Raw genomic sequence first — 19,733 nt, 5'->3', positions numbered from 1 at the left:
CAGCGGCGAGCATGGAGACACGATCACAGGAGGACTTCATGACCACCCCACCCGAGCAACAACCCCGCGAGGCAGGCTTCTTTCGAGCCATCCGCGAGTGGGGGCTCACCCGCGGCGACAACGGCTTCTTGGGCGGCGTCGTCGATGGCGTGGCACAGCGTGTCGGAATGGCGACGGTCCCGGCCCGCATCATCGTTGCGGTGGCTGCAGTGGTGCTCAACGGAATCGTGCTGCTCGCCTATGCCGCTGCGTGGGCGCTGCTCCCCGACAGGCGCGGCAACATCATCATCCAGAACTTTGGCCGCGGCATCCCCAATGTGGGCGCGCTCATCGGCATCGCGATCTTCACGCTGATCGGGCTCAGCGAGCTCGACAGCCCCGTGCCCTTCAACATCTCCGGCTTCCCCTTCTCCGACTCCACCCCCTGGGCCGTCTTGAGCGTCATTCTGGGGATTCTCGTGCCCATCGCCTTCGTGGGTGGAGTGGTGTGGTTCATCATCGCGATGGTGAAGCGTTCGCAAAACGCTTCCCCCTATCCAGGCGCCACTCCCGCCGCGCCACCACCAGGGACTCAAGCCAACTCAGCGCCGGTGGCGGACACTGCCACGGGTGACGGCTCTTCGCCTGACGCGGAGAACGCCGACGCTGCGTCACCAGACGCCGAAGCAACCGCCGCGTCCCCTGCCGCACCCCGCTCCACGAACACCCCTGTGTACGCGGCCATGCCGCAGCGCAATGCATCCGCGTCGGTGCCGCCTTCACTCTCCACGCCCGTCGAGCCCTCCTCTTTCCAGCCAGCGCCCCCTGCTCCGCCGGCACTGCCCCGGGTTCCGGGACCTGGCAGGGGCTTCTACTTGGCTTCGCTCGCGTGGATCATGCTCTCCGCAGCGATCGCCGTCGCCATGGAGCGCGGCAACGAACTGGCTGTCCACCCCGCGGCCGCGTGGTTCGTGATGATGGTGACTGGACTCGGGGTCATCCTCATGGCGGTGAGCCTCGCCGGCCGCAAGCTCGGCTTCCTTGGCTTCATGACGATCATGTTGGCTCTCCCGCTGCCCGTCGTCGCCGCCGGTGCCGACGAGTTGCGAGAGACCTATGCGGAGGATGGCAGCCTGCTGCACTTTGACGTCGACTTTGGCGACGGGGTCGAGCAAGTCGATACGTACGACGCCACGGAGGACTTCGCGTATCAGTACCGCGAGGTCGTCCTCAACGGGGACTGCCGCCAAGACTCCTCAATACCTAGCGATCCCTCGAGCACTGCACGCCTGTCGTTCACATCGCTCGACGAAGACACGTCCGTCGATGTCGTGACCCGTGTGACCTACGTGTCCATCCCAGTGGGCACCGACCTCAACGTAGTGGGACAGGGCGACGCTCAGGCGCACGTGGTGTGGCCCGATCGCGACCTGACGTGCGACTTCTGGGGCGCTGGTGGGCAACACCTCACGCTGGCCAACAACACTGGCCCCGTTCTTGACCTCGTCGTCTATGACGACGAATTCGCCAACACCATCGTCATCACGGAGGTCTACTCATGATTCGCCGCCGACCAGTTCAGCGCCTCACGTCCATGCTCATCGGCGCAATCGTCGCAGCATTCGGCGGCATCACCATCGCCGTGCTGTCGGGCGAGAAGATCGATGTGGAGCTCGTATGGATCATCGGGCTCGGCGCCGTCGGGGGCTGGCTGCTGCTCACTGCCGTGATGGCGGGCATCCGCAGCAACCACGAGCCCACCGAGTTCTAGACACGGACCGAGTTCTCGAGACCGACCAGCGGGATTACTCCCACTCGATCGTGCCAGGCGGCTTGCTGGTGACGTCGAGCACCACCCTGTTGACCTCGGCCACCTCGTTGGTGATGCGGTTGGAAATGTGGGCCAGAACCTCGTAGGGAAGGCGCGTCCAATCGGCCGTCATGGCGTCCTCCGACGACACGGGACGCAGCACCACGGGATGTCCGTACGTCCTCCCGTCGCCCTGAACGCCCACCGAGCGAACGTCGGCGAGCAGCACCACAGGGCACTGCCAGATCTCGCGATCAAGACCAGCCTTCGACAGTTCCTCCCTGGCAATCGCGTCGGCGGCGCGCAGTATCTCCAGTCGTGGACCAGTGACCTCGCCGATGATGCGAATTCCTAGCCCTGGGCCTGGGAACGGCTGGCGCCACACGATCTCGTCGGGGAGGCCGAGTTCGGCGCCGACGGCACGCACCTCGTCCTTGAACAACGCGCGTAGCGGCTCGACCAGATCAAACTTGAGGTCGTCTGGCAAGCCGCCGACGTTGTGGTGGCTCTTGATATTGGCCGCGCCTTCGCCGCCGCCTGACTCGACCACGTCAGGGTAGAGAGTGCCCTGCACCAGGAATCTGACCTCTTCACCAAGGCCAGCGTCGTGCACGAGCTTGCGCGCCTCGGCCTCAAAAGCGCGAATGAACTCGCGGCCGATGATCTTGCGCTTGGTCTCGGGGTCGACCACGCCCGCGAGAGCGTCGAGGAACCTGTCACGCTCGTCCGCGACCACGAGACGGACGCCGGTCGCGGCCACGAAGTCGCGCTCGACCTGCTCGGCCTCGCCCTCGCGCAGAAGTCCGTGGTCCACGAAGACGCACGTCAACTGATCGCCGACAGCCTTCTGCACGATCGCCGCGGCCACGGCCGAGTCCACTCCCCCTGATAGGCCGCAAATCACATGGCCCGAGCCCACCTGGGCACGGATGCGATCCACTTGCTCATCGATGACGCTTGAACTGGTCCAGTCGGGTGTCAGGCCGGCGACGCGATACAGGAAGTTCTCGAGCGCTGCCTGGCCCAGGGGCGAATGCTTGACCTCGGGGTGCCACTGCACCCCAGCAAGTCGCCTGCCCGTGTGCTCGAAGGCGGCGACGGGCGCGCCCTCGGTCGACGCGAGGACCGTGAATCCCGCTGGTGCCGCTTGCACCGAGTCGCCGTGACTCATCCATACCGTCTGCTCGGTGGGGCTTCCCGACAGCGTCATCCCCACGTCGGACACGGAGGCAACGGTGCGTCCGTACTCCCGCAGCCCCGTCTTGGCGACCGTGCCGCCAAGGGCTTGAGCCATCAGCTGGAATCCGTAGCAGATCCCCATCACGGGCACGCCGGAGTCGTAAATCGCGGGATCGACCGTGGGAGCGCCCTCCTCGTACACCGACGACGGGCCGCCTGACAGGATGATCGCCGCAGGGTCCTTGGCGAGCATCTGCGCCGCGCTCATGGCGTGCGGCACGATCTCGGAGTAGAGGTTCGCCTCGCGAACGCGACGGGCGATCAGCTGGGCGTACTGGGCGCCGCAGTCGACGACGAGGACGGGACGATGCGCGGTAGTCACGGGTTAAGGCTAGCGGCGACTTCGCGAGACACGCGGCGCTCCATCACGAAGGACATGCCCGGGACGACGCCGCCGAGCACCATGGTGACCAGCCGCCCGAAGGGCCACTTCATCCGCATCCACAGGAACGCGCACGCAGCGACGTAGACGATGAAGATCCAGCCGTGAACGATGCCGATCATGGTGGCGAAACCCCAAAAGCCTTCGTGCTCCCAATCGAAAGCCAGGCCGATGTACTTGATGAGGGTGACGGCGGTAAGCAAGAGCAGGAAAGAGCCGGTAATGAACGCCATGATGCGATAGCGGCTGAGAGTGCCATCGACGGGGGCTACTGCGGTCACGTGCTCTCCTCTTGACTCGGCGATGCACGACCATTGTCCCGTATCCACCGCAAGGCAAGGGCCGCGCCGAAGACGCCGAACAGCCACCACTCGGCGGCGTAGGTCAGCGAGCGAATGTCAAAGCTGCTCTGCGCTGGCGGCTCTGGCATGGCTCGCCAACCAGGGGCAGGGGTCTCGGCCACCACCAAGTAGGTGTAGACGGGGGTCGGCCACTCCTGAGCAAGCGCCGCCGTCGACATCGAGCCGACCCACGTCGCCCCATCGATGTCTTCTCGCTGCGGAGCAGGCGCCGAGCCTTCGCCCCCTCGCACGTAGCCCTCGACTGCGACCGTCCCGCCTGTGCGGGGAATGTCGCCGACGTCGTCTGCCGGCTTCCACCCCACCAGGACGGGCAGGGTGGCGGCCGTTCCAGTGCCGGTGGCCGACGCGGGAACCTCGAGAGGCATCACCAGCAAGACCGCATCCACGCCGTCGACCTGCTTTCCCGCCACAAGTGCGACATCGACGGCCGCCCACGAGCCCTCGACGGTGACGAGTCGGCCTTCGCCCCGCCCTGGCTGCCCGGGCTGCATCACCTCGGCTATCGGCGCCGCGGGATCCGGCTCGACGGCGGACGACTGTTGGTGGGCGCGGTCCCACTGCCACGCGCCGAGGAGGCCACCCACGGTGAGCGCCGTCGCGCCCAGGAGACCCGCGACAATGACGCTCACCCAACGGGTCGAGCGATCGTGGCTCGGCGGGACGCTAGGCCGGCTCACGGCGGTGTGCACGGAGAGGCTCCTTGACGGGGACGTCGGCTGGGCTGGACTCGAATGGCCGCGAGCGCACCGCGTTGCGACCCTCCGCCTTCGCATCGTAGAGCGCATCGTCTGCCCGCTTCACCACGTGATGCGGAAGGCCGTCGGCGACTCCATCGGCGACGCCAATGGAAATGGTGACGGAGTGGTCGTGGTCTCCGCACTGAAAGTGCTGGCTCTCGACCGCGACGCGCAGGCGCTCCATGAGGCGCACGGCGTGTTCAAGCATCGTGTTGGGCAACACCACGATGAACTCCTCGCCGCCCCATCTGCCGACGGTGTCGACGGTGCGCACGCGTGCCTTCAGGAGGTCGGCGAGGTGAGCGAGGATCATGTCGCCGCACTGGTGGCCGTAGGTGTCGTTGAGAGTCTTGAAGTGATCGAGATCCGCGATTGCGACCGAGTACCCGGCCCTTCCGGGAGCGCTGATCGCGTCGAGGACCTCTCCCACCGGCCGCCGGTTCGATAGCCCCGTGAGCGCATCAGTGTTGGCCAAGTGCGCGGCCTGCGACGCCAACAGAGCAGATTCGACGCGTGCCTGCTGGGCCCTGTAGTGCGCGAGAGCAGCGAGGGCAAACACCAGCAGGACGGTGAGCACCGCATTGAAGGAGAAGAGGGTGGCCAGAGTGGTCGCTGACACCTCGCCAGCCGTCGATGGAACAAGAATCGTCTGGCACGTGATGAACGCCCCCGCGGCGAGCACGATGAAGATCCACCGCCATGGGGCTTGGGCGTCAGTGAATGCCACGAAAACAAGCACCCCTGTGGCGATGAGATAGAGGTGAAGTCCCGACTCCCAGCCGACCACCGAGATGCCTGCCACGATCTGCAGGATCGCTGTGGTGAGGCTAATGAGCGCCGTGACGAGTTGGCTGCCGCGGCGAGCGAGGATCACCGCCGTGATGTGGGCGGTGACGCCCGCGGCCGTGATGACCACGAGCGGCGGCGACCACACCGAGTCGTACGTCGCGTAGAAGACCAGGTAACCGGCGGTAAGCACCGCAGCGAACATGGCGAAGTCATGGGCGGTCCAGCGTGCCTGAGCCGCCTCGCTATGACGGGAGCCAGTGCGAGTCTCTGCTAGGCGCGCGAAGGCAGCACCGACGACGCTGCGCGAACGCCGGCCCTGGCCATCACCGCGTGACACCACGATCGACTCACCTTTCCCCTGCCGCCTCACGGTAGTGGCACAAGGGGGCGGTTGGCCACGGTCTTTTCCAGAGGAGTTCGACCCGGTCACAAGGTCCCGGTCAAAGCGTGGAATGCTGGAGTCGTGACACGTAGCATCTACATTGCCTCCGTAGAGGGCGATACGGGAAAGTCAACGATCGCGCTGGGCATCACTGCTCTGCTCGCGCGCAACGTCACCAAGGTCGGCATCTTTAGACCGGTCACGAGAGTCTCCACCGGTTCCGACTATGTCTTGAGCCTGCTTTTGGGACACGACGGCGTCGATCTCGACTACGACGAGTGCGTTGGCGTGACCTATGAGGACATCCACGCGGACCCGGAAGCGGCGCTGTCCCGCATCGTCACTCGCTACCACGAAGTAGCCCGCAAGTGCGATGTCGTCGTCATCGTCGGCACCGACTACACCGATGTGGCGGGCCCAGCCGAGTTTGAACTGAACGCGAAGGTCGCTGCCAACCTCGGCGCACCCGTCGCGCTGGTGGTGCGCGGGGCCGACCGCTCCCCCTCCGACATCGCCGAGATGATCGAGCAGGCCCGCGCCCAGATGGACGACAACCACGCGAAGGTTGTCGCCGCGTTCGCCAACCGCTGCGATCCTGCCGACCTCGACGCCATCAAAGCTGCACTGCCAGAAGACATCGGCGTGGCAGCGATTCCAGAAGAGCCTCTCCTGTACGCGCCAACGCTCAGCGCGCTGTGCGACGCGATCAAGGGCGAGATGATCGCTGGAGACGAAGCTCTGTTGTCGCGCGAGGTCCGCACCATTTCGATCGCGGCGATGACGGTGGAGCACTTGCTCGACAGGCTTGAAGAGGGCGCACTCATCATCGCTCCTGGTGACAGGGCCGACACGCTGCTCGCCGCGCTCACCGCTCACTCGGCGTCGGGCTTCCCCGCGCTCGCCGGCATCGTGGTGAACGGTGGTTTCCGCCCGCCCGCCTCGGTTCAGCGCCTGATTGACGGCTTGGGCCCCACGTTGCCCATCATCGCGACAGACCTTGGCACCTTTGCGACCGCGCAGCGCTGCTGGAATACGCGTGGTCGCTTGTCGCGCGAGTCGGTGCTCAAGGTCGACATGGCACTCAGCATGTTTGAGAACAACGTCGACGGAGGTCAGTTGATCGACCGTCTCAACCTGGCCGACACCGATGTAGTCACCCCCCTGATGTTTGAATACGCACTCCTCGACAGGGCTCGCACTGACCGCCAGCGCATCGTCTTGCCAGAGGGCGAGGACGATCGTATTCTCCGCGCCGCTGGCACGCTGCTCACGCGCAACGTGGTCGATCTGACCATCCTTGGCGACCCAGCGGCCATCACCACCAGGGCAGGAGAGCTCGGCATTGACTTGTCCGCAGCCCAGCTCATCTCTCCGTCCGACCCCGAATATGTCGATCGCTTCGCTGCCGAGTACTACGAAATGCGCAAGCACAAGGGCATGACGCCGGAAGCAGCGCGCGACCGCGTGCAGGACGTCAGCTACTTCGGCACGATGATGGTCGAGTTGGGCTTGGCGGACGGAATGGTGTCCGGGGCGGCGCACACGACCGCTCACACGATCGTCCCCTCGTTCCAGATCATCAAGACGACCCCAGGCGTCTCTGTCGTGTCCTCCGTCTTTCTGATGTGTCTGGCCGATCGCGTGCTCGTCTACGGTGACTGCGCGGTCAACCCCGACCCGACGGCAGAACAGCTCGCCGACATCGCAATCTCTTCCGCCGAGACAGCACGGCAGTTCAACATCGAGCCGCGGGTCGCGATGCTCTCGTACTCCACCGGCGAATCGGGCACGGGATCCGACGTCGACAAGGTGCGGGAAGCGACGCGACTGGTGCGTGAGCGCCGGCCAGACCTCCTCGTCGACGGCCCGATTCAGTACGACGCGGCCGTCGAACCGTCCGTCGCCAAGTCGAAGGCACCCAACTCGCCTGTCGCGGGTCGTGCCACCGTCTTGATCTTCCCCGACCTGAACACCGGCAACAACACGTACAAGGCAGTCCAACGCAGCGCCGGCGCCGTCGCGGTTGGCCCCGTGCTCCAGGGGCTCCGCAAGCCGGTGAACGACCTCAGCCGTGGTGCACTAGTCCAAGACATCGTCAACACGGTGGCCATCACGGCCATCCAGGCACAGCAAATCACCGCGAACGACGCGGCGGAGGGATAGACACGTGGCCGTGAACTACATCGGAATGGCGCTCGTCCTCAACTGCGGCTCGAGCTCCGTCAAGTACCAGGTCGTTGACACGACCGTCGACGCGCCGCTCGCCGCAGGGATCGTCGAAAGGGTCAGCGACCACGCGCTCGCGATCGGCGAAGTCATTGATCGCCTAGGCGCACCCGATTCCGGCGTCGATCTCACGAAGATCACAGCGGTGGGCCACCGAGTCGTTCAAGGAGGCGAGGAGTTCTCCGCGCCGACCATCATTGACGACGACGTGGAACGCAGAATCGCACTGCTGTCGAACCTCGCCCCCCTCCACAATCCGGGCCACGTCGCTGGCATCAGCGCGGCGCGCAAGGCGTTCCCCAACATCCCCCACGTCGCGATCTTCGACACCGCGTTCTTCCAGACCATGTCAGAGGCCGCATACACGTACGCGATCGACAAGAACATCGCAGCCGAGCACTCCATCCGCAAGTACGGATTCCACGGCACCAGCTATGCCTACCTCTCGCACGAGGCCCCACGCGCCATGGGCAAGCGTCCGGAGGAAGTCAACATCATCGCCCTCCACCTGGGAAACGGCGCATCCGTGTGTGCGATGCGTGCCGGCAGGGCAATCGACACGTCGATGGGCCTCACGCCCCTCGCAGGGCTCGTGATGGGCTCACGTACGGGCGACATCGACCCAGCCGTTGTGTTCCACCTCGGCAGGTCTGCGGGGATGACGATCGACGAGATCGATCACTTGTTCAACAGCCAGTCAGGAATGCTGGGCCTCACGGGCTACAACGACATGCGTGACGTCGAGCAAGCCGCCGAGGATGGCTCGCGCGACGCCCAGCTTGGCCTCGAGATCTATTGCAGGCGGATCAGGGGATACGTGGGCCAGTACTACGCGCAACTCGGCCACCTCGACGCGATCGTCTTCACCGCGGGCGTCGGCGAAAACTCCGACGTGGTGAGGCTTCAATCTCTCGTGGGGCTCAGTGAGCTCGGCATCATCATCGACCCTGAGCGCAACGCGGGACGCAAGAAGCAGGCCACGCTTATTAGCGCCGACGAGTCACCCATCCAGGTGTGGGTCGTACCGACGAACGAGGAGCGCGAGATCGCGCTCCAGTCGATCGCCGCGGTCTCCTAGCGGACGCTCGCCTTCTGCCCCCTCAATTGGCGCCACCAGAACAAGGGGCTTGACGGGCATACGAGGGACTTCAAGACTCGTCATGACGGGCAGCCTCCGTCGAGCCATCTTTGCCACATCCCTCATCGTCAGTTGGTCAGGGCCGATAGGGACGGTGACACGAAGGCGGGTCGCGGGCGGCTAAGGCCGTACGCGGCATTGAGGGACGCGAGAGGACATCATGGCGACCACGTCCAGTTGGGTAGCGCACGCATCGCGTGAGCCAAACGCCGCGATGATCAACGCTTTGCACGAGTGGATCGATGATTCCGTGCGCCTGGCAGCTGCCACCCCTGGATCCTGTCCCTTCCTCGCCGATGCCGTGTTCGCAGGCATCGTCGCCCACACCGACAGGGCCCTCCACAAGCGTCGTCAACGACCCACGTTCTTGTCCTCGCAGCGGTGCGGTCTGCACGCGCTTGCCGCCCACGGGCTCAGGCCGATGTGCGACGTGATCAATCACGACGAGTACGGACCTGAGGAGCTCCAAGTCGAGCACACCGGCGGCACCTCGACACTGGCAGAAGCCATTGCGAGGGCGTCGGGTATCGAAAGATCCGTCCTGGTCCCGGTCTTCACTGAGGCCGAGTTCATGGATGCCGATCTCTTCCACCTGCACAACTCGCGCCTTCTCAGCCCCCGCGACAGCGGGGTCATCATTCCGTTCATGATCGTCCCGTCGGGCCACTCTGCCCAGGAGGCAGAGGATCGCGAGGCCGTCGTACGCGCCGCGGGCTTCACGAGCTACACCTTCGAATGTGATTGGGAAGACTTCTCCCTCGAAGACCACACTCGGCTTGCACTCCTCATGGAAGACGTCCTCGACGAGATTGTCCAAATCAAAGCCGACGCCGAGGCCAGGGTGTTGAGCCTGCCGCCACTGTGGCCGTTGGTCGAGATGCGCGCGAGCGTCATCTAGGCGTTAGGGTGCAGTCCACGACGCCGCCGCCTGGGTGGAACGCTAGAGCAGAAGGAGACAGTGAATGAACGCCCCCGTCTCGAGTTGGGTCACACATGCCGGGAGGGAACCGGCCGACATCGTGATCCGCGAGATGGACTCCTGGTGGCAAGACGCGCGCGGCACGAGAGGCCCAGAGGCGATGTGTCGCTGGCACGGAAGCGCGCTCCACTCCCTGGTTCTCGTTCACGTCGACAGGGCCGCGCACAAGCGCCGCCACCAAGCAACGTTCGTGTGCAAGACGCCGTGCGGTCTCACGCTCGAGGACCACGGCAGCACGCCCATGAGCGCGATCGTCCGCGACGATGCCTACGGACCACAACCGCTACGCGTCGTTCACTCGGAGCCAGAGTCCGCGATCGGTCACGCCATCGCAATGGTCAAGGGAGCCGAGTCCACTCTCGCGGTAGCGCTCGCTACGGAAGCCGAGTTCGACGATCCCGACCACTTCGACCTGCATCGCGCTTCACTTGTTGACCCTCTGCGAGACGGCGTCGCGCTCGCCATCATTCACGTGCCGCTCGATGCCCCTGAGTCAACGGACGACGCCATGGCGCGGGAGGACCTGTTCCGCGCCGCAGGCTATGCCGCCTACACCATTGACCTCGATGGCACGGAGGACGACCGTGCGATGCACCGCCACCTCGCAGGTCTGCTCGAGGATGTCTTCGACGAGGTGGCAGGCATCAAAGCCGACGCGGCCGCGCGCATCCTGATGAGCGCACCTTTGTGGCCAGCCGTGGTGATTCGCACGTCTCCTGCATGGAGAAGGGACCACGGCGCGACTGCGGTTACTGGCGAGATCCCGGTGACGAGTACCCACTAGCGTCAAGCCACGCCCGCAGAGAACGGATGCTTGCGGCGACCGCCTCTTCCGCCTCGCCCCTGGCCTGAGCACGGAGCTGCTCAAGGTCAATCCCCCACGCCGTGAGTTCTGCCGTGTGGCCGATAAGCCAACGCTCGATCGCTTCAGGGTCCGCCTCCGGATGGCACTGGAAACCCACTTGCTTGCCGTGAACGAACACCTGATGGGCAGTGGCGACGGTTGATGCAAGGCTGACGGCGCCTGCGGGCAGGTGGACCTCGTCTGCGTGCCAATGCAGGACTTGCGCACCACAGAGCGCCTCCCACGGCGTCCCCGCCGCTGCGGCAGACGGCGTCAGGCGGGCCCAACCGACCTCGCGCTGGCCGCGCCCGACGCCACCTCCGAGCGCCATCGCCATGAGCTGTGCGCCAAGACAAATGCCGATGGTGGGCAGGTCGGCTACCGATCGCGCCTCCAGCACAGACCGCACCTCTGACAACACCGGATAGCGCTCGTCGTCGTCCGCATCGATCGGTGCGCCCAAGACAATCGCAAGCGGGGCGTCGGCGGCCGCCGCGATGTCGTCAACCCCGACGTCGAGGTAGCGCACCGTGAAGCCGTGCGAGGTGAGTTCGTCCTCCCACACGCCCAAGTCTTCGAAGGCCACGAATCTCACCACGTCGCATCGCATGGCGACAGGCTATCCGCCAGTGACATCGGCACGGTCTGCACGAACGGCGAACGGTCGAGACCTGGCCGCCAGGCCGTCTACCCTTGGCGGGTGGCACATCTGATTGGCGCAGAGGGTCTCGGCGTCGATTTCGGCACCGGGCCTGTTCTCGACGGCGTCACCCTCGGTCTCGAGGACGGCGACCGCATCGGCGTCGTCGGCGCGAACGGTGCAGGCAAATCGACCCTCATCTCCATCCTGGCGGGCCTCTCCCCCGCCCACACCGGCCGCGTCACCCGCGCGACGGGAGTGCGCGTCGGCGTCGTCGACCAGGGCGATGCCTTCACGCCTGGCGCCACCGTGCTCGATGCGATCGTTGGCGACGCCGCGACGCATGAGTGGGCGGGCGACCCGCGCGTGCGCGACGTGATGTCGGGTCTCGTTCCTGACCTCGACGCCGATGCCTTGGTGGGCGAACTGTCTGGCGGCCAGCGGCGGCGGGTAGCGCTCGCTCGCACTCTCGTGGCCGACGACGACGTGCTGGTGCTCGACGAGCCGACCAACCACTTGGACATCGACGGAGTGGCTTGGCTGGCAGAGCACATCAAACGACGCTGGGCCGCAGGCAAGGGCGCTCTCGTGGTCGTCACCCACGACAGGTGGTTCCTCGACGAGGTGACCACCAACACGTGGGAGGTGGTCGATGCTGGCGTCGAGCAGTACGAGGGAGGCTACGCCGCCTACGTGCTCCAAAGGGTGGAACGCAATCGCATCAGCGCCGTCACCGAGCAGCGCCGTCAGAACCTCTTGCGCAAGGAACTCGCGTGGCTGCGCCGCGGCGCGCCCGCCCGCACCAGCAAGCCCAAGTTCCGCATTGACGCGGCCAATGAGCTGATCGCCGATGTCCCCGAAGTACGCGACCCCATCAAGCTTCAGCGCATGGCGGCTTCGCGCCTCGGCAAGGAAGTGGTGAGCCTCGTCAACGCTCACGTCACCTACCCCGGCACGCCCCCTCGCGAGGTGCTCCGCGATGTCACGTGGCTCATCGGGCCCGGCGAACGGACGGGCATTCTGGGCCCGAATGGCGCAGGAAAGTCGACCCTGCTGAAGCTCATCACCGGCGAGCTGGAGGCAACAAAGGGCCACGTCAAGCGCGGCACCACCGTGAGAGTCGCCGCGTTGTCGCAACACCTCGCGGAACTCGAGGAATGGGCCGATCAGCGAGTGGCCACCGTGCTCAAGCAGTACGCGTCGATCAAGTTGGCCGACGGTACCGAGGTCACGCCTGGCCAGCTGCTCGAACGCGTCGGCTTCAACCCGGCACAACTGAAGACTCAGGTCAGCGCCTTGTCTGGCGGCCAGCGTCGGCGCCTGCAAATCCTGGTGGTCCTCCTCAGCCAACCGAACGTCTTGGTGCTCGACGAACCCACCAACGACCTCGACACCGACATGCTTGCCGCGCTGGAGGACTTGCTCGACTCGTGGCCTGGCACCCTCATCGTCGTGAGCCACGATCGCTACCTCATGGAGCGGATCACCGACCAGCAGTACGCCGTCATGGACGGAGGGCTGCGGCACCTGCCTGGCGGCGTCGACGAGTACATCGCGCTCGCTCAGAACGTCTCTCGCAGTGGCGGTGGAGTTGGGACATTTGGGCCGGAGGCGGCCAACGCTGGCGCCACGACGTCGGCAGGGTCACCATCGTCGGCTGGTGAGGGTCAAGGACTTGGCGGGGCGGACCTGCGAGCCACGCAGAAGGAGATCGCCGCGGTCGAGCGTCGGCTCAAGAAGGTGCTCCAGCAAAAGGCCGAACTGAACGCGAAGATGACGGCCCACGACCCGACGGACTACCCGGGCCTCGCGGCGCTCGCCGCACGGCTACCGGTACTCGACGCCGAGGCGTCCCAGCTCGAGGAGCGGTGGCTCGAACTGAGCGAGCAACTGGGCCACTGACGCGACGTCGCCCGTGACCTAGGGCCTTGACGAGCCATCAGCGACGGCATTTGCCTGCGCTCCGCATGACCAACAAGCCCTTGTCAGGGACCAATTACCTGACGAAGACTGGTGCTGCGTGTCATGCTGAAAGAACCCCATACGAATGGAGAACACCGTGTTGTCCCACCCCTGGGCGCATCGCTCCGCAGAATCAGCGACGTCAGAAGAAATCTCGGGAATCGACCGTTGGTGGCGTGCCACCAACTACATGAGCGTCGGCCAGATCTACCTGCTCGACAACCCCTTGCTCCGCGAGCCCTTGCACCGTGACCACGTCAAGGCGCGACTCGTTGGCCACTGGGGCACCACGCCAGGCCTGAACTTCATCTACGCGCACCTCAACCGCATGATCAAGGCGCGCCAGCAGCCCTCGATGTACATCATCGGCCCCGGGCACGGCGGCCCTGGCTTGGTCGCTTGCAGCTTCCTCGACGGCACGTACACCGAGACCTACCCAGAGATCACGTACGACGAGGCCGGCTTGCAGCGCATGTTCAAGCGCTTCTCGTTCCCTGGCGGTATCCCTTCCCACGTGGCCCCCGAGACGCCAGGCTCGATCCACGAGGGCGGCGAGCTCGGCTACGCGCTGAGCCACGCCTATGGCGCGGCCTTCGATAACCCAGACCTGCTCGTGGCCGCCGTGGTGGGCGATGGCGAAGCAGAGACCGGCCCGCTCGCGACGTCGTGGCACTCGAACAAGTTCATTAACCCTGCCACCGACGGCGTCGTCCTCCCGATCCTGCACCTCAACGGGTACAAGATCGCCAATCCGACTCTGCTTGCGCGCATCCCTGAAGAAGAGCTCGACCAGCTCATGCGCGGCTACGGTCACAAGCCACACACCTTCGTCGGCGGCTTCGATGACGAACCGGCCGAGTCCATTCACCGGCGCTTCTCCGAACTCATGGACACCGTGATGGACGAGATCGCCGACATCAAGGCTGAGGCGAAGCGCAACCCCGACATGCCGCGTCCGCAGTGGCCCATGATCATCATGCGCACGCCAAAGGGCTGGACGTGTCCCGCGAAGATCGACGGCAAGATCACAGAAGGTTCTTGGCGCTCGCACCAGGTGCCGCTGTCCAACGCGCGCGACACCGAGGAGCACTTGCGCACGCTCGAGGACTGGCTCAAGTCCTACAAGCCTGAGGAGTTGTTCGACGACGCCGGCGCGCCGCTGCCTTCCACCACGGCGCTCGCGCCAGAGGGCGAACTGCGCATGTCCGGTGCGCCACAGGCAAACGGCGGTCTGCTCCTCAAGGACCTGCGACTGCCCGACTTCCGCAAGTACGCGCTCGACGTCCCCGCACCAGGTGCGGGACCAGGCGAGGCCACCAAGGCACTCGGCGCGTGGCTCAGGGACGTCATGGCGGCCAATCCGAACAACTTCCGCATCTTCGCTCCTGACGAGCTCGCGTCCAACCGCATCCAGGCGGTGCTTGAGGTCACGGACAAGGTGTGGAACGCCCGTTCCGAGTTCGATGACGACAACATGAGCCCTGAAGGCCGCGTCATCGAGATGCTCTCTGAGCACCAGTGCCAGGGCTGGCTCGAGGGCTATCTGCTCACCGGTCGTCACGGTCTGCTGACGTCTTACGAGGCGTTCATCCACATCATCGACTCGATGTTCAACCAGCACGCCAAGTGGCTCAAGACCGCAAACGAACTGCCGTGGCGCCGCCCGGTCGCTTCGCTGAACTATTTGCTGTCGAGCCACGTGTGGCGCCAGGACCACAATGGCTTCAGCCACCAGGATCCTGGCTTCATCGACCACGTGGTCAACAAGAAGGCCGAAGTGGTGAGGGTGTACCTGCCGCCGGACGCCAACACGTTGTTGTCGACCTATCACCACGTCTTGCGCTCGCGCGACTACGTGAACGTGGTGGTGGCTGGCAAGCAGCCCCAGGCTCAGTGGCTCACGATGGACCAGGCGATCGATCACTGCACGCGCGGCATCGGCATCTGGGACTTCGCGTCCAATGTGCCGCTGGGCGAGGATCCCGACGTGGTGCTGGCTTCCGCCGGAGACGTGCCAACGCTTGAGGTCATGGCAGCGATCGACATCATCCGCGAGGAGCTTCCTGACCTCAAGGTGCGCATGATCAACGTGGTTGACCTCATGAGATTGCAGCCCGAGAAGGAGCACCCACACGGGATGCCCGACAGGGACTTCGACCACATGTTCACCACGGACAAGCCGATCATCTTCAACTACCACGGCTACCCCTGGCTGATCCACCGCCTCACCTATCGCCGTACGGGTCACTCGAACCTGCACGTGCGCGGCTACAAAGAAGAGGGCACCACCACGTCCCCCTTCGACATGGCGATGCTCAACGACATTGACCGCTATCACTTGGTCATGGACGTGATCGACCAGGTACCGCACCTCGGCTCACGTGCAGCGTCGCTGCGCCAGAAGCTGTTCGACAAGCGCCTGGCAGCCCGTCGCTATGCGCGCGAGACGGGGGAAGACATCCCCGAGGTGCGCGAATGGGTCTGGAGCGATGCACGCGACCTGATCGATCCACAAGCCAAGGCCGAGGCCGCATCCTCGACCGGCGGAGACAACGACTAGATATCCCTTCCTCCGCGACGAAGCCCCTGGTTGTGCAGCGACCGGGGGCTTCGTCATGTCTCCCCCACCCCGCCGCCACTCCCCCACCCCTCCGCGCCAAATGGCTTGATTCGTACCGCGCCACGCTGGCCCCCCGCCGCAAATGGCTTGATTCGTACCGCGCCACGCTGGCCCCCCGCCGCAAATGGCTTGATTCGTACCGCGCGCCCGCCGTTCAGGGCGTCGCGCCGACCCTCGTGTGGACGCGAGCGCCATCCTCGCCAAAGATGGAGATCACTTGGGCGGGTCGCCTGCCGGCCGAGGTGATGGCGTGCGGCGTGCGCGTGTCGAACTCCGCCGCCTCTCCCTCTTCGAGCACGAACTCCTGCTCACCCAACCGCAGCCTCAAGCGTCCGCTCAACACGTAGAGCCATTCGTATCCGTCGTGCACCCTGAGAGACGGCTCCTCACCAGCGGGAGGGTAGGTGATTTTGTAGGTCTCATGGGCAGCGCTCTCAGGCGCGAGCGGCACGATGACCAACCCGTCGCGCCTGATGACGGGCCTGCGCACTCTCGGATCGACATCCGTATCCGGCAAGAGGTCATCAATGCGCACACCCAGGTGCCTGGTGAGCGGGATCAGCAACTCCAGAGTCGCTTGTCGCTTGCCCGACTCCAAGCGAGACAGGGTACTTGGCGAGAGTTCGGCGCGTTCGGCGAGCTCCTCAAGGGTCCAACCACGCTCGTGGCGCAGCGCCCTGAGCCGTGGGCCTACCTGCGAGACGACGTTCCTCATCACCTCTCCTTGCCGTTTCCGCAAAACTAGTTGCAATAGCCGCATGCCACGGCCCAGTCTAAGACCATGTCCCCTCACCTCACGTATGACGCCATCGTTCTCGGAGGCGGGCCCGCAGGCCTCTCCGCCGCACTCATGCTCGGCCGCTCCCGTCGACGCGTCCTCGTCATCGACGCCGCGCAGCCCAGGAACCGATTCGCCTCCCACATGCATGGCGTGTTGGGACACGAAGGCACTGAACCGGGCGCTCTACTCGAGCGCGGTTGCGCCGAGGCGGCTATCTACGGCATCGAACACCGCGTGGCACACGTGCGCGACGTGACACAAGCCGATCGTGGCTTCCATGTGCAGGTCGAGGGCGAGACGATCTTTGCTCGATCGCTCGTGCTTGCCACCGGCGCGACGGACCACCTGCCTGACATTGACGGCATCGCCGAGAGATGGGGAACCTCCGTGCTCCACTGCCCGTATTGCCACGGGTGGGAGGTACGGGATCAACGTCTTGGCCTGCTGGTCACGTCACCCCTCCAGTCACATCTGGCGCTCTTGCTCCGTCAGTTGAGCCCTGAGGTCACGGTCTTCGCACCTCAGCCAGACGTCCTCGACATCGAGGCCCTTGCCCGCCTGCGCGCCAGAGGGGTCACGGTGCTCGATACCGGCGTCGGCGCTCTTGAAGGTCCGGAGGGAAAGTTGCAGCACGTCGTCACCACCGATGGCGATCGGCTGCCCCTCGACGCCTTGTTCGCGGGCGGCACGCTCGCGCCGCACGACGCCATGCTGGCAGGGCTCGGTCTTGCCCGCCACGACACCGCCATGGGGTCATTCCTTGTGGTCGACGAGACCGGTCGCACGTCTGACCCCCGCATCTGGGCAGCTGGCAACGTCGTGACACCTCACGCGAATGTGCCGTTATCGATGAGTGCTGGCTCGATGGCGGGTGCCGCAGTCAACGCCTTCCTCGCCCAGCAAGACGCCGACGATGCGGTCGCCTCTCGCGATATCGCGCCGGCAGACTATTGGGAGGAGCGGTACGCGGGCGGGGAGACCATGTGGTCTGGACGCGTCAACGCCACCCTCGCCGACGTCGTCGCCACCATCCCCATTGGCACGGCGTTGGATCTCGGTTGCGGTGAGGGTGGCGACGTGGTGTGGCTCGCATCCCAGGGCTGGCGCGCGCATGGCATCGACATCTCGGCGACCGCAATCGTCCGAGCTAAGACGGCTGCGGCGGCCGCGGGTGAGGGCCGTGCCACGTTCGAGGCGGCCGATCTGTCCGAGTGGACGCCCAGCGAGGAGTACGACCTTGTGACCGCCTCGTTCCTGCACTCGCCGGTCGCCCTCGCACGCGCCTCGATCTTGAAGTCGGCCGCCGCGGCCGTCGCTCCTGGGGGCCACCTTCTGGTCATCACCCATGCCGCCCCACCGCCCTGGGCCGATCCCAGCCACAGCGCGAATCACACCTTCCTCACCGCGGCCCAGGAGGTCGAGTCGCTCGGTCTCGATCCCACCAAGTGGACCACCGTCATCGCGGCGGACAGGGAGCGGCAGGTGAGCGGTCCTGACGATCGACCCGCCACGTTGCTCGACGGCGTGGTGCTCATGCGTCGGCGTGTGCCCTAGACCTCCGCCGCAAACGACACCGTCACAAGACGTATCCGGCGCCCCTCGACCTGTGCGACGGTGATGAGAAGTCCGTGAGCGTCGGCGTCTTCCTCGCTCTCGACAGAGACGGTCACCTCGTCACCCACGCGCGCCAACCGCCCAAGTCGTGCCATGACGAACCCAGCCACGGTCTCGTACGGCCCGTCAGGCAAGGCAAACCCCGTGCGATCGGCGAACTCTTCGATCGTCAACCCCGCGTCGAGACTGTCACCGTCGGTGTCGAGCCGTGGCGGTGCCGGGGGGTCGTACTCGTCAGCGATCTCGCCCACGAGTTCCTCCAACAGATCCTCGAACGTGACGATGCCGTCAGTGCCGCCGTGTTCGTCGACCACCACGGCGATCTGGTGTCTTTCCGCGCGCATCTGAGCGAGTACTGGCATCACTAAGGCCGTCGAGGGGACGTACAGGATCGGCCGTGCGAAGCGCCCGGCGGGCTGATCAGGGTTGGCGGTGAGAAGGTCGCGCACGTGAAGAAAACCGATCACGTCATCCATGGTGTCCGCGATCACCGGGTAGCGAGAGTACGGGAGCTGTGACACCCTCGCACTGACCTCGGCGGCTGGCGTCAACGCGTCAACGAACTCGACGTCCGCTCGGTGGCGAAGCACCTCGGCCACGGTGCGATCGCTTACCCCGAGGACGTCGCTCACGATGCGGCGCGCGTCGGCGGGCAAACCTTCATGGGAGTCAACGAGGTCGCGCAGTTCTTCGCCTGACATCGACTCCGCCCTGACCTTGGGGTCGCCGCCAAGAACGCGAACCACGGCGTCCGTCGAGACGGACAACAGCCAGATGACGGGACGCATGGCCGTGGCAAAGCGATCAAGGGCGGGAGTGACCGCAAGCGCGAGCCCTTGAGCACGCTGCAGGGCAAATCGCTTGGGCACGAGTTCGCCCAGCACAAGCGACAGGTACGCCACGATCAGTGTGAGGAGAATGGTCGCGGCCGTAAGCGCCGCCTCCTGTCCAAGGCCCGCAGACTCGAGCGAGGGGGCAAGGGCAGGCGCGAGCGTCGCGGCACCATACGCCGCAGAGATGAAGCCTGCGACGGTGACGCCGATCTGGACGGCCGCAAGGAATCGGTTGGGGTCGCGGGCGACGCGAGCCACGTGGGCGCCGCGCTTGCCGCGCTTGGCCAGTTGATCAAGTTGGCTTTCGCGCAGTGACACGAGAGCCAACTCCGTACCCGCGAAGACGCCACCGATCAGGATGAACAGCAAGACAAGGCCGACGCTGAGCCACATGGGTTCTGTCATGAGGTCGCCTC

At 65.4% G+C, this 19,733-nt stretch carries 16 protein-coding genes; 9 read left to right on the top strand and 7 right to left on the bottom strand.

Annotated elements, in window-relative coordinates; genetic code table 11:
* Positions 1–38: 38 nt before the first annotated feature.
* Complete coding sequence (locus LGT36_RS00635) at positions 39–1,541, top strand: PspC domain-containing protein (RefSeq protein WP_226096096.1); 1,503 nt, start codon at positions 39–41, stop codon at positions 1,539–1,541.
* Positions 1,538–1,750, top strand: coding sequence for a hypothetical protein (locus LGT36_RS00630; protein WP_226096097.1), 213 nt, complete (start codon positions 1,538–1,540; stop codon positions 1,748–1,750). The genes LGT36_RS00635 and LGT36_RS00630 overlap by 4 nt, the downstream gene beginning before the upstream one ends.
* Before the next feature lie 34 nt (positions 1,751–1,784).
* On the opposite strand, the gene guaA is transcribed toward LGT36_RS00630, so the two are convergent.
* Genes guaA through LGT36_RS00610 form a run of 4 tightly spaced genes read right to left on the bottom strand, consistent with a single transcriptional unit; the run spans position 1,785 to position 5,638 of the window.
* Positions 1,785–3,350, bottom strand: coding sequence for a glutamine-hydrolyzing GMP synthase (gene guaA / locus LGT36_RS00625; protein WP_226096100.1), 1,566 nt, complete (start codon positions 3,348–3,350; stop codon positions 1,785–1,787).
* Positions 3,347–3,691 carry a DUF3817 domain-containing protein gene (locus tag LGT36_RS00620; RefSeq protein ID WP_226096102.1) on the bottom strand — a complete coding sequence of 115 codons (345 nt, stop codon included), beginning with the start codon at positions 3,689–3,691 and terminating at the stop codon, positions 3,347–3,349. The genes guaA and LGT36_RS00620 overlap by 4 nt, the downstream gene beginning before the upstream one ends.
* Positions 3,688–4,401: an SURF1 family protein gene (locus tag LGT36_RS00615; protein WP_248642133.1), complete on the bottom strand. Its 714-nt coding sequence runs from the start codon at positions 4,399–4,401 to the stop codon at positions 3,688–3,690. Before LGT36_RS00615 ends, LGT36_RS00620 begins: the two co-directional genes overlap by 4 nt.
* A gap of 34 nt (positions 4,402–4,435) precedes the next feature.
* Positions 4,436–5,638: a GGDEF domain-containing protein gene (locus LGT36_RS00610; RefSeq protein ID WP_226095290.1), complete on the bottom strand. Its 1,203-nt coding sequence runs from the start codon at positions 5,636–5,638 to the stop codon at positions 4,436–4,438.
* 123 nt (positions 5,639–5,761) lie between these two features.
* On the opposite strand from LGT36_RS00610, the gene pta reads away from it, so the two are divergent.
* The 4 genes from pta to LGT36_RS00590 all read left to right on the top strand — a co-directional run bounded on the left by pta (position 5,762) and on the right by LGT36_RS00590 (position 10,807).
* Positions 5,762–7,843, top strand: coding sequence for a phosphate acetyltransferase (gene pta / locus LGT36_RS00605; protein ID WP_226095289.1), 2,082 nt, complete (start codon positions 5,762–5,764; stop codon positions 7,841–7,843).
* A 10-nt stretch (positions 7,844–7,853) separates the two neighbouring features.
* Entirely contained in the window at positions 7,854–8,984 is a 1,131-nt protein-coding gene (locus LGT36_RS00600; RefSeq protein ID WP_370634273.1) for an acetate/propionate family kinase, read from the top strand.
* Positions 8,985–9,204: 220 nt separating this feature from the next.
* Positions 9,205–9,942, top strand: coding sequence for a hypothetical protein (locus LGT36_RS00595; protein ID WP_226095288.1), 738 nt, complete (start codon positions 9,205–9,207; stop codon positions 9,940–9,942).
* 64 nt (positions 9,943–10,006) lie between these two features.
* Positions 10,007–10,807, top strand: coding sequence for a hypothetical protein (locus LGT36_RS00590; protein WP_226095287.1), 801 nt, complete (start codon positions 10,007–10,009; stop codon positions 10,805–10,807).
* Here LGT36_RS00590 and LGT36_RS00585 read toward each other — a convergent pair.
* Positions 10,773–11,477 carry a glutamine amidotransferase gene (locus tag LGT36_RS00585; protein WP_226095286.1) on the bottom strand — a complete coding sequence of 235 codons (705 nt, stop codon included), beginning with the start codon at positions 11,475–11,477 and terminating at the stop codon, positions 10,773–10,775. The two genes, LGT36_RS00590 and LGT36_RS00585, sit on opposite strands and share 35 nt — an antisense overlap.
* A gap of 90 nt (positions 11,478–11,567) precedes the next feature.
* Here LGT36_RS00585 and LGT36_RS00580 point away from each other — a divergent pair, with 90 nt between their 5' ends.
* Positions 11,568–13,409, top strand: coding sequence for an ABC-F family ATP-binding cassette domain-containing protein (locus LGT36_RS00580; protein ID WP_226264497.1), 1,842 nt, complete (start codon positions 11,568–11,570; stop codon positions 13,407–13,409).
* 145 nt (positions 13,410–13,554) lie between these two features.
* Positions 13,555–16,029 (top strand): phosphoketolase, encoded by a 2,475-nt coding sequence (locus LGT36_RS00575; RefSeq protein ID WP_370634272.1) that lies wholly within the window; start codon positions 13,555–13,557, stop codon positions 16,027–16,029.
* 214 nt (positions 16,030–16,243) lie between these two features.
* On the opposite strand, the gene LGT36_RS00570 is transcribed toward LGT36_RS00575, so the two are convergent.
* Entirely contained in the window at positions 16,244–16,804 is a 561-nt protein-coding gene (locus tag LGT36_RS00570) for a helix-turn-helix domain-containing protein (RefSeq protein ID WP_226095130.1), read from the bottom strand.
* 66 nt (positions 16,805–16,870) lie between these two features.
* Here LGT36_RS00570 and LGT36_RS00565 point away from each other — a divergent pair, with 66 nt between their 5' ends.
* The gene (locus LGT36_RS00565; RefSeq protein ID WP_226264496.1) at positions 16,871–18,424 is read left to right on the top strand and encodes an SAM-dependent methyltransferase; all 1,554 of its coding nucleotides are present in this window, start codon (positions 16,871–16,873) and stop codon (positions 18,422–18,424) included.
* Here the strand turns inward: LGT36_RS00565 and LGT36_RS00560 are convergent.
* Positions 18,421–19,722: a hemolysin family protein gene (locus tag LGT36_RS00560; protein ID WP_226094800.1), complete on the bottom strand. Its 1,302-nt coding sequence runs from the start codon at positions 19,720–19,722 to the stop codon at positions 18,421–18,423. The genes LGT36_RS00565 and LGT36_RS00560 overlap by 4 nt on opposite strands.
* Positions 19,723–19,733: the final 11 nt, after the last annotated feature.

The sequence above is a fragment of the Demequina sp. TMPB413 genome, assembly GCF_020447105.2.
Taxonomy (GTDB): domain Bacteria; phylum Actinomycetota; class Actinomycetes; order Actinomycetales; family Demequinaceae; genus Demequina.
This window is presented reverse-complemented; position numbering and strand designations above follow the sequence as displayed.